The sequence below is a fragment of the Nocardia asteroides genome (assembly GCF_021183625.1).
Lineage (GTDB): Bacteria > Actinomycetota > Actinomycetes > Mycobacteriales > Mycobacteriaceae > Nocardia > Nocardia asteroides_A.
This window is the reverse complement of sequence record NZ_CP089214.1, coordinates 4,650,507-4,663,527: the sequence shown is the minus strand read 5'-3', so window position 1 is coordinate 4,663,527 and position 13,021 is coordinate 4,650,507. Positions and strand designations below refer to the sequence as shown.

Sequence of the window (13,021 nt, the reverse complement as noted above, 5' to 3'; positions counted from 1 at the left end):
GGACATGGGGAGACTCACTTACTCGATGGCGCCGGTGCCACCGGCGAGATCATGCATGCCGAACACCGCGGGAACGTCGGCCCAGCGTCCGGGGTCGGTGACCGACCCCTCGTCCAGGACGACGGCCTGCAGGTCGGCGAGCGGAGCACTGTCGATCCGGTCGAAACCGGCGCGGTCGGTGAGCAGGTGGGTCACCCACTCGTCGGCCAGCGCCGCCGCCGGGTCGGCCCCGAGGCCGTGCTCCGGCACCACCAGCGCGGCGCCTGCCAGCCCCGCCGCGGCCACCTCGACCAGCGCGGCGAACGACTCGGGGCGCCCGTGCCGGAAGGTCCGCGATTCGAAGGTCAGCTCGGTGCGGGCGCGCAGCCGGTCCACGATCGCGGCCAGCCCGTCGTAACTCACCGACCTGGTGCCGCCGTTGGTGCCCGCCGCCGCCGCGGGCACCGGCCCGAGGAACACCGGGTCGCCGCCGCGCAGCGCCCTGGTCCGGATGGCGTAGGTGACCGGGCGGCTCGACTCGCTGCCGATCTCGGCGCGCACCGCCTGGTCGTCCAGCGCGATCCACTCCAGGCTCTCCGCCGACCCGGGCGCGGCGCCGAGCACCAGCCCGACCTTGATGTCCGCACCGGGCGGAAGCACCGTCTCCTCGGTGCCGACCGGCACCACCGCGGCGCCCGCCTTCAGCACGGCCCAGAGCGCGACCGCCTGCTCGACCCCGCGCTCCAGCCGCACCGCGACCCCGACGCCGGGCCCGCAGCCGCGCCCGATCAGCACCCTGGCCAGCTGCGACGACCTGGCGTCCAGCTCCTGGTAGGTGACGGCGTCCTCGCCGGAGACCACCGCGGGCCCCTCCGGGTCGTCCTCCACCGCCAGCGAGAGCGCCTGGGTGAGCGCGGTGCCCCTGGTACTCGCGGCCACCGTCTCCGGCTCCGGCGCGGCCAGCGCGCGGTCCCGCTCGGCCTCGTCCAGGATGTCGATGTCGCCGACCACGACCTGCGCGTCCGCGGCGACCGCCAGGCAGACCCGCTCCAGCCTGCGGCCGAAGCCTGCGACGGTGGCCTCGTCGAAGAGGTCGGTGGCGTAGGTGAACTGGGCCACCAGCTCGCCGGGGGCGCCGTCCGCGGTGTGCGTCGGCGAGACGCTCAGCTGCAGGTCGAACTTGGCCTGCGCGGCCCCGGCGTCCAGCGCCGAGACCCGCAGCCCCGGCAGGTCCAGGGTGGCCTGCTCGGTGTTCTGGAAGGCGAGCACCACCTGGAAGAGCGGGTGGAAGGCGGCGCTGCGGCCGGGCAGCAGCACCTCGACGATCCGCTCGAAGGGCAGGTCGGCGTTGGCGAAGGCGGCCAGGTCGACCTCGCGCGCCTGCTCGATCAGCGCGTCGAAGGTGCTGCCCGCGTCCACCGCGGTGCGCAGCGTCAGGGTGTTCACGAACATGCCGACCAGGTCGTCGAGGGCGCGCTCGCCGCGGCCCTCGATCGGGGTGCCGACGGCGATGTCGCGGTTGCCGGAGAGCCGGGAGAGCAGCACCGCGAGCGCCGCGTGCACCACCATGAAGAGCGAGGCGTTGTGCTCGCGCGCGATCCGGGCCAGCCCGGCGTGCACCTCGGCGGAGAGCGTGAAGGTGCTCGCCGCGCCGCGCATCGACGGCAGCGCGGGGCGCGGCCGGTCCTGCGGCAACTCCAGCGCGCCGGTGAGCCCGGCCAGGTTCTGCTTCCAGTACCCGAGCTGCTGGGCGGCGACGCTGGCCGGGTCGTCGTCGGTGCCGATCACCGCGCGCTGCCAGAGCGCGTAGTCGGCGTACTGCACCGGCAGCGGCGCCCAGTTCGGCCCCTCGCCCGCGATCCGGGCCAGGTAGGCCGTCATCAGGTCGCGGGCGAGCGGGGCCAGCGACGCGCCGTCGCCGGAGATGTGGTGCACCACGACGACCAGCAGGTACTCGCCGGGCGCGTCGCCTTCGAGCAGCGCGATCCGCACCGGCGGCGCCGCGGTGACGTCGAACCCGGCCGACATCAGCTCGACCACCCGGCCCATGAGGTCGCCCGGCTGCTCCACCGGCAGCCCGCCGGGCAGCGCCGCGGCGGGCGCGAGGATCTCCTGCACCGGCTGCTGCTCCGGGCCCGCCACCGGGAACCGGGTGCGCAGCGACTCGTGCCGCTCCAGCACGTCGAAGACCGAGCGCTCCAGCGCGGGCAGGTCGAGCGTGCCGGTGAGCCGCAGCGCGAACGGGATGTTGTAGACGCCGGAGTCCGGGTCGAACCGGTTCAGCACCCACATGCGCTGCTGCGCGGGCGAGAGCGGAATCCGCTCCGGGCGCACCGCCGCCACCAGGGCGGGGCGCCCGCCGGTGCGCGAGCCGGGCACGATCCGCCCGGCCAGCGCGGCCACCGTCGGCGCCTCGAACAGGGTGCGCACCGAGAGGTCGGTCTGCAGCGCCTCGTTCACCCGCGCCACCACCCTGGTGGCGAGCAGCGAGTTGCCGCCGAGCGCGAAGAAGTCGTCGTCCAGCCCGATCTCGCCGCCGCCGAGCAGGCTCGCGAAGACCTCGGCGACGGTCTGCTCGATCGGGGTGCGCGGGGCGCGGAACCCGGTGGCGCCGACGAAGACCGGCGCGGGCAGTGCCCTGCGGTCCAGCTTTCCGCTCGCGTTCAGCGGGAACTCGTCGAGTACGACCAGCGCCGCGGGCACCATGTACCCGGGCAGCAGCGCGCCGAGCGCGGTGCGCACGGCCTCCGGCTCGACGGTCGCGCCCGCGGCGGGCACCACGTACCCGATGAGCGCCTCGCCCGCCGGGGTGTCCCCGCGCAGCACCACCACCGAGCGGTCGACGCCGGGCTGCTCCAGCAGCGCCGCCTCGATCTCGCCCAGCTCGATCCGCAGCCCGCGCAGCTTCACCTGGAAGTCGGTGCGGCCCAGGTACTCGACCTCGCCGCCGGAGTTCCAGCGCACCAGGTCGCCGGTCCGGTACATGCGGCTGCCGTCCGCGCCGAACGGGTCGGCCACGAAGCGGTCCGCCGTGAGGTCGGAGCGGCCCAGGTAGCCGAGCGCCAGCTGCCGTCCGGCCAGGTACAGCTCCCCCGGCACGCCGGGCGGCACCGGCCGCAGCCTGGCGTCCAGTACGTAGAGGCTGGTGTTCCAGACCGGGCGGCCGATCGGCACGCTCACCGTGTCGGCCGCGACGACCTCGTGGTAGGTGACGTCCACCGCGGCCTCGGTCGGCCCGTACAGGTTGTGCAGCCTGGCCCCGGTCAGCTCGCGCAGCCTGGCCGCCGTGGGCGCGGGCAGCGCCTCACCGGAGGCGAAGACCTGACGCAGCCCGGCGTGCCTGCCCGCGGTGCCCGCCGCCTCGTCCAGCGTGGCGACGAAGACCGCGAGCATGGACGGCACGAAGTGCGCGGTGGTGATGCCCCGCGCGGCGATGGTCTCCGCCAGGTACGCGGGGTCGCGGTGGCCGTCCGGGGTGGCGACCACCAGCCGCGCGCCCGCCTGCAGCGGCCAGAAGAACTCCCACACCGACACGTCGAAGGTGGCCGGGGTCTTCTGCAACACCGCGTCGTCGGCGGTGAGCCGGTATTCGTCCTGCATCCAGAGCAGCCGGTTCACGATGGCGCGGTGGCTCACCGCGACGCCCTTCGGCTTGCCGGTGGAGCCCGAGGTGAAGATGACGTAGGCGATCGAGCCCGCGCGCACCGGGCCGCCGCGCTCCGGCTCGGTGAGCGGGGTGTCGGCGGTGCCGGTGAGGTCGAGCGCGTCCAGCACGGTGACCGGCGCGGCGACGGTCTCGAATTCGTCGCGGGCGGTGGTGAGCACCATGGTCGGGCGGGCGGTCGCCAGCACGTAGTCGATCCGGTCGGCGGGCTGGTCCGGGTCGAGCGGGACGTACCCGGCACCCGCCTCCAGCACCGCGTACATGGCGACCACCAGCTCCACCGATCGCCGGATGGCGAGCGCCACCAGCGAATCCGGCTCCACACCCTCGGCGGTGAGCACCCGGGCCAGCCGGTGCACCCGCGCCGCGAACTGCGCGTAGGTCAGCTGCTCGCCGTCGGCGCCGACCAGCGCGACGGCGTCCGGGGTGGCGGCGGCGCGGGCCTGGAAGAGCGAGACCAGCGTCTCGTCGGCGGGCAGCTCGCGCTCGGTGGCGTTCCAGCCGGTGAGCACGGCCTTCCGCTCGTCGGCGTCGAGCAGTTCGATGGCGCCGACCTGGACCAGCGGGTCGGCCGTGACGGCGGCGAGCACCCGCTGGAAGCGCTCGGCCACCCGGCGGATCGTCGCCTCGTCGAAGAGGTCGGTGGCGTAGGTGATCTCGGCCGCGATGCCGTGCGCCGCACCCTGCCGGTCGATGTGCTCGGCGAGCGAGAACTGCAGGTCGAACTTGGCCAGCGGCACCGCGAGATCCAGCCCGCCGACGGTCAGCTCGGGCAGCTCCAGCTCGGTGCGGGCCAGGTTCTGGAAGGTCAGCATGACCTGGAAGAGCGGGTGCCGCGCGGGCGAGCGCACCGGGTCGAGCAGCTCGACCAGCCGCTCGAAGGGGACGTCGGCGTGGCCGAAGGCCGCCACGTCCTTCGCCCTGACCTCGGCGAGCAGGTCGGCGAAGGACACCGCGGGGTCGAGCTCGGTGCGCAGCACGAGGGTGTTGACGAACATGCCGATCACGTCGTCCAGCGCGGCGTCGCCGCGGCCCGCGGTCGGGGTGCCGACGGCGACGTCCGAGGTGCCGGAGAGCCTGCCGAGCAGCACCGCGAGCGCGGCGTGCACCACCATGAAGAGCGTCGCGTTGCCCCGGTGCGCGAGCGCGGTGAGCCCGGCGTGCGTGTGCGCGTCGACCTCGAAGCGGAGCACCGCGCCGCGGTTCGACGCGGCGGGCGGGCGCGGGCGGTCGGCGGGCAGCTCCAGCTGCTCCGGCAGCCCGGCCAGCGTCTCCCGCCAGTACGAGATCTGCTGGGCGAGCAGTGAGTCCGGCTGCTCCTCGGCGCCGAGCACCCTGCGCTGCCAGAGCGCGAAGTCGGCGTACTGCACGGCGAGCGGCGCCCAGTCCGGCGCGCCGCCGTCCCGGCGCCGCACGTAGGCGGTCATCAGGTCGCGGGTCAGCGGGCCCATGGAGAAGCCGTCGCCCGCGATGTGGTGCACCACGCAGATCAGCACGTGCTCGGTGTCGCTCAGCCGGAGCAGCCGCAGCCGCAGCGGCGGCGCATCGGTGACGTCGAAGCCGCCGGTCACGGTGGCGACGACCAGCCCGGGCACGGCGGCCTCGGCGGCCGGTTCCGGCTCGAAGAGCGGGACGGCCCGCGGATCGTGCACCGGGAGCACCAGCTGGTACCCCTCGCCGTCGACCTCCGGGTAGACCGTGCGCAGCACCTCGTGCCTGGTCACCAGGTCGGTGACGGCGGTCCGCAGCGCGGCGACGTCGAGCGCGCCGGTGAGCCGCACCGCCACCGGGATGTTGTTCACCGCCGACTCCGGGTCGAAGCGGTTCAGGAACCACATGCGCTGCTGCGCGTAGGAGAGCGGCACCCGGTCCGGGCGCACGCCCGCGGTCAGCTCCTCCCCGACCGCCGAGCCCGCGTGCTGCTGCACCCGCTCGGCCAGCGCCGCGACCGTGGTCGCCTCGAAGAGCAGCTGCACCGGCACCCGCGCGCCGAGCGCGGTGCCGATCCTGGCCGCGGCCTGCGCGGCGAGCAGCGAGTTGCCGCCGAGCTCGAAGAAGTCGTCGTCCGCGCCGACCCGGCCCTCGTCCGGCCCGCCGGGAAGCAGCAGCGCCGCGAAGACGTCGGCCACGATCTCCTCGACCGGGGTCGAGGGCGCGCGGAACTCCCGTGCCGCGAAGACCGGCTCGGGCAGCGCGGCCCGGTCCAGCTTGCCGACCGGGGTGAGCGGGATGGCATTCAGCGCCATGATCGCGGCCGGGATCATGTAGCCGGGCAGCGTCTGCGCGAGGTGCGCGTCCAGCGCGGGGACGTCCAGCTCGGCGCCGGCCCGCGGCAGCACGTAGGAGACCAGCGCCGTCGCGCCGGAGGGCAGCGTGCGGCCGATGGTGGCCGCGAAGTCGATGTCCGGGTGCGCGGTGAGCGCGTTGTCGATCTCGCCCAGCTCGATCCGGAAGCCGCGCACCTTGACCTGGAAGTCGGAGCGGCCGAGGTACTCGATGATCCCGCCGTCGGGGCCGTCGGTCTCGCTGCGCCGCACCAGGTCGCCGGTGCGGTAGAGCCGCAGCCCCGGGGCGCCGGAGTCGGCGCCGAACGGGCTGGCCACGAAGCGCTCCGCGGTGAGCCCCGGCCGGTTCAGGTAGCCCTGGGCCAGCGCGGGCCCGGTCAGGTACAGCTCGCCGACCACCCCGGCGGGCACCGGCCGCAGCCGGTTGTCGAGCACGAAGGCGCCGACGCCCGGGATGGAGGCGCCGATGGTCACCGGCTGCGCCGGGTCCATCGGCGGGGTGCTCGTCGCCAGGATGGTGGCCTCGGTGGGGCCGTAGCCGTTGTAGAAGGCGCGCTCGCTCGTGCTGCCGGAGGCACCGGGGGGCCGAGCCCAGCGCCCGACCAATTCCGGGCCGAACTTGTCGCCGGCCACCACGACGGTGCGCAGGTCGTCCAGGCCGTCGGGGTCCACCGACTCCAGCGCGCCCGGGGTGATCAGCATGTGCGTGACCCGCTCGCGGCGCAGCAGATCGGCCAGCTCGAAGCCGCCGAAGACCGCGGGCGGCGCGATGACCAGGGTCGCGCCCGCCGTGAAGGTGAGCAGCAGCTCCAGCACCGAGACGTCGAAGTTGGGCGAGCAGACGTGCAGCACCCGCGCTTCGCCGGTGACCCCGTAGTGCTCGCGCTCGGCGGCGACCAGCCCGTTCAGCCCGGCGTGCGTGACCACGACGCCCTTGGGCTTGCCGGTGGAGCCCGACGTGTAGATGACGTAGGCCGGGTGCCGCTCGTCCAGCTGGCGCACCCGGTCGGTGTAGGAGACGGGGTGCGCCGGGCGCGCGGCGATCCGCTCGGCCTGGGCCGGGTCGTCCAGCACCAGCCACTCGACGCCGTCGCCGAGCGCAGCCCGGTGCGCCGCGGTGGTGAGCCCGAGCACCGCGCCGGAATCGGCGACGATGTGCCCGATCCGCTCGGCCGGGTAGGCGGGGTCGACCGGGACGTAGGCCGCCCCGGTCTTGGCGATCGACCACACCGCGAGCACCGAGTCGGCGCTGCGCGCGATGCCGACCGCGACCACGTCACCGGGGCCGATGCCGCGCTCGATCAGCTCCCGCGCCAGCCGGGACGAGCTCTGGTCCAGCTGCTGGTAGGTCAGCTCGCGCTGGTCGGCCGGGTCACCGGTGGGGTTGTAGCGAATGGCCACCGAGTCGGCGGCGGACTCCACCGCCGCGGTGAGCAGCTGTCCGAACAGCGGGCTCCCCGGACGCCGTCGGCGGTTGCCACGAGCAGAACGACGGACACCATCCATTCGACTGATCTCACCTCTCGCTTCGAGCGCTTCGAGCCTTGCCACACTTCGACGGGTCCGCCGGAAAGCCCCAGGAAAAGGTGGCTCGTTCCGGCCGGCACAGCCTGGCAATCATATAAGCAAGGCATGGTGCGCCGATCCGGCTCGGGTGCTGCTCGGGCGGACCGGGGGTTATCGGGGGTGCGGGCCGGCTCGTTGCCCGAGGGTGATCGAGGTCACGGGGGGGTCCGCTCCGGTCCGGCGCGCTGCGGGTCACCCCGGGTGCGCGATCGGCGCGGCGGCGGGTCGGCCGTGGATGTCTCGTCGAGCCGGGCCGCCTACGACCGGCGGATGTCTCATCGAGCCGGGCCGCCTACGGCTGGCGGTTCGCTCGCCGCAGATGCCTCATCGAACGGGGCACCTACGCCGACCGGCGGTTCGCTCGCCGCGGCGGTGCGCCCGAGGTCGGTGGCGCCGACGGGCGGTTCGCTCGCCGCGGCGGTGCGCCCGAGGTCGGTGGCGCCGACGGGCGGTTCGCTCGCCGCGGCGGTGCGCCCGAGGTCGGTGGCGCCGACGGGCGGTTCGCTCGCCGCAGCGGCGGTGCGGCGGTGCGCCCGAGGTCGGTGATGCCGACGCGCAGCCCCGCCGCGGCGTTCGCTCCCGCCATGCGGGTCAGTTGGGCGCGAACTGGCACGCGCGGGTCACGCTCACGCGAACCGGCACGCTCAGTGCGCGGACGGACCCCAGTGCAGCGGCACACCCTTGGCGGCCAGGTAGGCGATGGGGTCGGTCTTGTTGCCACCCTGATCCCAGATCTCCAGGTGCAGGTGCGGGCCGGTGGACTGGCCGCGGTTGCCGACGGTGGCGATCACGTCGCCCGCGTTCACCCGCTGCCCCTCGTGCACCAGCATCTCGTTGACGTGGCCGTAGACCGCGGTGGTGCCGTCGTCCTGCAGCACCCGGACCCAGAGCCCGAAGCCGGAGGCGGGCCCGGCCTCGATCACGGTGCCGTTGCTGACCGAGTGGATCGGCGAGCCGATCGCGTCGGCGAAGTCGACGCCGTAGTGGAAGGCGCCCCAGCGGGTGCCGAAGCCGGAGCTGACCGCACCGGCCACCGGGCGGACCGCCTGCGCCGGAGCCACCTGCTGGGTGACGCCCTTCAGCATGTCCTCGACCTGGGCCAGCGGGGCGGCGAGCTCCGGCGGCAGGTTGTTGATGCCGAACGGCGCGGCCACCGGCTGCGCGACCGGGGCGGCCTGCGCCACCGGCTGCGGTGCCGGGGCGGGCTGCGCCACCGGCTGCACGGCGGCGGCAAGCTGCTCGGCGAGCGGCGCCTCGGCGATGCTCTTGAACGCGATGGGCTCGGCCGAGGCGTTGTCGTCGTGCGTGGGGAGCAGCGGCGCGGCGTAGGCGAGCGCGGGGGCGATCTGACCCGCGGTGCCGATGAGGGCGCCCGCGGCGACCGCGACACCCGCGGCGTTCTTCACGCGGTCGACCGTGGAGATCTCGGCCCGATGCCGGGTGGGCCTGCCGGTCTCGGCGGCGCCGATGAGGTCCATGACGGTGATCGAATCGGGGCCAACCCGGTGCTGCGACAAAGCTCGTCCTTGCGTTCGAACCGACAGAGGAACGGGCGCTTCGGCGAAACCTGTTCGGATAACGTTTCGGCATCCGTCGTGATGGGAACTCTACCCGGTCGTGACCATTCCGCAACCTTCGGATTCCGAGCACGGCGCGCGATCTGGATCACAGCAGGTCATCGGGGAGAGTTGAGGCCGTGATCATCGACGAGATCAGGTTACCGATCGTGCTCGCCCCGATGGCGGGCGGCCCCTCCACGCCCGAACTCACCGCGGCCGTGAGCGACGCGGGCGGGCTCGGGGTACTCGCCGCCGGGTATCTGAGTGCCGAGCAGGTCAGCGCCCGGATCTCCGCTCTGCGGGGGCTCACCTCCGGCTTGTTCGGAGTCAATCTCTTCGCGCCCGGTCCGCCCGCCGCGCCCGCGGTGTACGCGGAGTACCTGGCGGCGCTCGGCGCCCGCTTCGAGGTGGGGGCGGCTCGGCACGACACCGACGACTGGGCCGCCAAGCTGGATCTGCTCGCCGCATCGCCGGTGCCGGTGGTGACGGTGACCTTCGGCTGCCCCTCGGCCGCCGAGATCGCGCGGCTGCACGGGGTCGGGACCGAGGTGTGGGTGACGGTCACCTCCGTGGACGAGGCCGAGCAGGCTGTCGCGGCCGGGGCGGACGTCCTGGTCGTGCAGGGAGCCGAGGCGGGCGGGCATCGCGCCGTCTTCCGCGACGACCGCGCGGACGATGCCGCTGATCCGCTCTCGCTGCTCGCGCTGCTGCAACTGATCGGCGCGGTTCTCGACGTTCCCCTGGTCGCCACCGGCGGGCTCACGACCGGTTCCGGAGTCGCGGGCGCGCTCGCCGCGGGCGCGGCCGCCGCGCAGCTCGGCACCGCCTACCTGCGCTCGCCGGAGGCGGGGACCAATCCGGTGCACCGCGCCGCGATCGGCGGCGCCGCGCCGACAGCGCTCACCCGCGCCTTCACCGGGCGCAGGGCACGTGGCATCCGCAATGCCTTCATGGACGAGTTCGGCGCCGCCGCCCCCGTCGCCTACCCGGAGATCCACCACGCCACCGCGGGCCTGCGCGCCGCCGCCCGGGCCGAAGGCAACCCCGACGCCGTGAACCTCTGGGCAGGCCAAACCCATGCGCTCGCACCCGAACTCCCCGCGGGCGAGCTCACCCGGCAGCTCGCCGCCGACGCGAAGAACGCCCTCACGCGCACCCTCACCCGCCGATTCCCGGCGGGCTGATCTTGTCCCGCCCGCCCGCCCGCCCGCCCGCCCGCGCGCGTGCGGGCGCGCGGGCCACGCGCGTGCGTCCGCGCGGGACAAGGGGCGGCCCGCGCGACCTCATCGCCGCCGCGCGAGCCCGCACGCCGCCCGCTCGACATACCTTCCCCGCGGAACCGCGCGTATTCTCCGCGCATGAGCGGCACCGACAGCACCACGCCCGGCGACGCGCACGCCGCCGACATCGGCGCCATGCTCGCACCGTGGACCGCCGCCATGGGCGCGGACGAGACCGGCTACACGCACCACGTGCTGCGGGTACTCGAACTGTGCGACCTCGTCGCCCCGCCCGGCGTCCCGCGCCCGAGCGACCGCACCGAGTTCCTGGTCGCCGCCGTCTTCCACGACCTCGGCATCTGGTCGGCGGGCACCTTCGACTACCTGCCGCCGTCGATCGAGCTCGCCGAGCGGCACCTTCGCGACACCGATGCGACGGAGCTGATCCCGACGGTCACCGCCATGATCGAGCACCACCACAAGCTCCGGCCCGCCGGTGCGGCCGACGACCCGGTGGAGATCTTCCGCCGAGCCGACGCCGTCGACGTCGAACTCGCCCTGCTCGGCCGCTTCGGCGTCCGCCGCCGCGGCTACCGCGCGCTCACCCGCCGCTACCCGGACGCAGGCTTCCACCGCCGCCTAATCACCCTGGCCGGGCAGCGGCTACGCACCCATCCGACGTCGCCGCTGCCCATGCTGGAGTGGTGAGGAGCTCAGCTGAGCGTGCTGACCTCCAGGTCACCGTCGGCGTACTGCGCCCGCAGCCGCTTCTTGTCGAACTTGCCGACGCTGGTCTTCGGCACCTCGGGGATGAAGGTCCAGCGCTCCGGCAGCTGCCACTTGGCGAACTTGTCCGCGAGGTAGTCGCGCAGCTCGTCCGGCTCGGCCTGCGCGCCCTCGGCGAGCACGATGGCGACCAGCGGCCGCTCGTCCCACTTCTCGTCCGGCACGCCGATCACCGCCGCCTCGGCCACCGCCGGGTGCGCCATGACGGCGTTCTCCAGGTCGACCGATGAGATCCACTCGCCGCCGGACTTGATCACGTCCTTGGCCCGGTCCACCAGCGTGAGGTAGCCGTTCGGGCTGATGATGCCGACGTCGCCGGTGCGCAGCCAGCCGTCGTCGAACTTGTCCGGGTCGATCTCGGCGCCGTCCGGGGCGTAGTAGGAGCCGGTGATCCACGGCCCGCGCACCTCGAGCTCGCCGAGCGACTTCCCGTCGTTCGCGACGACGGCGCCGGAGTCGTCCACCAGCCGCGCCTGCACCGAGGCCGGGAAGCGGCCCTGGCTGATCCGGTAGCCCCACTCCTCCTCGCCGGTCACCCGGGCGGGCGGCTGTGCGACGCTGCCGAGCGGCGAGGTCTCGGTCATCCCCCAGGCGTGCACGATCTTGACGCCGTGCTGCTCCTCGAAGGCCTTCATCATGGCGGGCGGTACCGCGGAGCCGCCGACGACGACCGAGCGCAGGTGGCTGATGTCCTGCGGCTTCGCGGCCAGCCCGGCGAGCACGCCGCCCCAGATGGTCGGCACCGCGGCCGCGAAGGTCGGCTGCTGGTCGGCCATCATCTCCAGCAGTGGCCCCGGCTGCAGGAAGCGGTCCGGCATCAGCACATTCGCGCCGGACATGAGCGCCGCGTACGGCAGCCCCCAGGCATTGGCGTGGAAGAGCGGGACGATGGCGAGCACGTAGTCGCGCTCGGAGAAGTTCATGCTGGCCGGGCTCAGCACCTGCATGGCGTGCAGCCAGTTCGAGCGGTGCGAGTAGACGACGCCCTTCGGGTCGCCGGTGGTGCCGGAGGTGTAACACATGGCGGCGGCGGAGCGCTCGTCGATCACCGGGAAGTCGTAGCTGTCCGGCTGGGCCGCGAGCAGTTCGGTGTAGGAGTGCACCTGCACGCCCGCGGGCGCCTCCAGCGCGGCGGCGTCGCCGTTGGCGACGATGACGTGCCGCACCGTCTTCAGGTTCGGCAGGTACTGGGCGAACATCGGCAGCAGCGTGCCGTCCACGATGACCACCTGGTCCTCGGCGTGGTTCGCCACGTAGACCAGCTGGTCCGGGAAGAGCCGGATGTTCAGCGCGTGCAGCACCGCGCCCATGGCGGGCACCGCGATGTAGGCGACCATGTGCTCGTTGTTGTTCCACATGAAGGTGCCGACCCGGTCGCCGACGTCGATTCCGAGCCCGCGCAGCGCGTTCGCCAGCCGGGCCGATTCGGCGCCGAGCTCGCGGTAGGTCAGGCTCCGCACGCCGGAGCCGGTCCAGGTGGAGACGGTCGAATCCCCGAGGAAGGTCGACGCGTACCGCAGCAACGTCGCCAGCGACAACGGCTCGTCCTGCATGGTGCTCAACATTCGCAAAACTCCCTTCTCGGGGCCCGCGCCCGCCCGCTACCAGCGGTTTTCGGGCATGAGCCAGATCACACCGGCGATGCTACCGAAGGGTAGGCGGTTGGTGTGACGACCGGTAGGAACAACACGGCCGTACCGGAATTGAGGGCGGCTGCCATCGGATCCGAGGAAGGCGGTAGACCGGACCGGCCGCCGGCGACACCCCCTGCGACGCCGCCGACTTCCGATCCGGCCGTCGAGCCGTGTTCCGTTGTAACCCCGCGGCCACCGCGGCGGCCAGTTGTTCGCCGGAGGGCGACCTGATCGAGATGAACCGGAGCGGAACCAAAATGCACGAAATCTCCTGACCTGCTGTTTCTTCACCACGATCGGTGCCCGAGTGCGTGAACAAATGCACATG

At 73.6% G+C, this 13,021-nt stretch carries 5 protein-coding genes; 2 read left to right on the top strand and 3 right to left on the bottom strand.

Annotation, left to right across the window (positions count from 1 at the left end):
• Positions 1-18: 18 nt before the first annotated feature.
• Both LTT61_RS22135 and LTT61_RS22130 read right to left on the bottom strand, forming a co-directional pair.
• Positions 19-7,434 carry a non-ribosomal peptide synthetase gene (locus tag LTT61_RS22135; protein ID WP_233015977.1) on the bottom strand — a complete coding sequence of 2,472 codons (7,416 nt, stop codon included), beginning with the start codon at positions 7,432-7,434 and terminating at the stop codon, positions 19-21.
• Between the two features lie 704 nt (positions 7,435-8,138).
• Complete coding sequence (locus LTT61_RS22130; RefSeq protein ID WP_233015976.1) at positions 8,139-8,972, bottom strand: M23 family metallopeptidase; 834 nt, start codon at positions 8,970-8,972, stop codon at positions 8,139-8,141.
• Between the two features lie 218 nt (positions 8,973-9,190).
• Here LTT61_RS22130 and LTT61_RS22125 point away from each other — a divergent pair, with 218 nt between their 5' ends.
• A complete protein-coding gene (locus LTT61_RS22125; RefSeq protein WP_233015975.1) occupies positions 9,191-10,237 on the top strand; it encodes a nitronate monooxygenase in 1,047 nt (348 codons plus the stop codon).
• A gap of 174 nt (positions 10,238-10,411) precedes the next feature.
• A complete protein-coding gene (locus LTT61_RS22120) occupies positions 10,412-10,981 on the top strand; it encodes a hypothetical protein (RefSeq protein ID WP_233015974.1) in 570 nt (189 codons plus the stop codon).
• Between the two features lie 5 nt (positions 10,982-10,986).
• Here LTT61_RS22120 and LTT61_RS22115 read toward each other — a convergent pair whose 3' ends face one another.
• The gene (locus LTT61_RS22115; RefSeq protein ID WP_233015973.1) at positions 10,987-12,624 is read right to left on the bottom strand and encodes a long-chain fatty acid--CoA ligase; all 1,638 of its coding nucleotides are present in this window, start codon (positions 12,622-12,624) and stop codon (positions 10,987-10,989) included.
• Between the last annotated feature and the right edge of the window lie 397 nt (positions 12,625-13,021).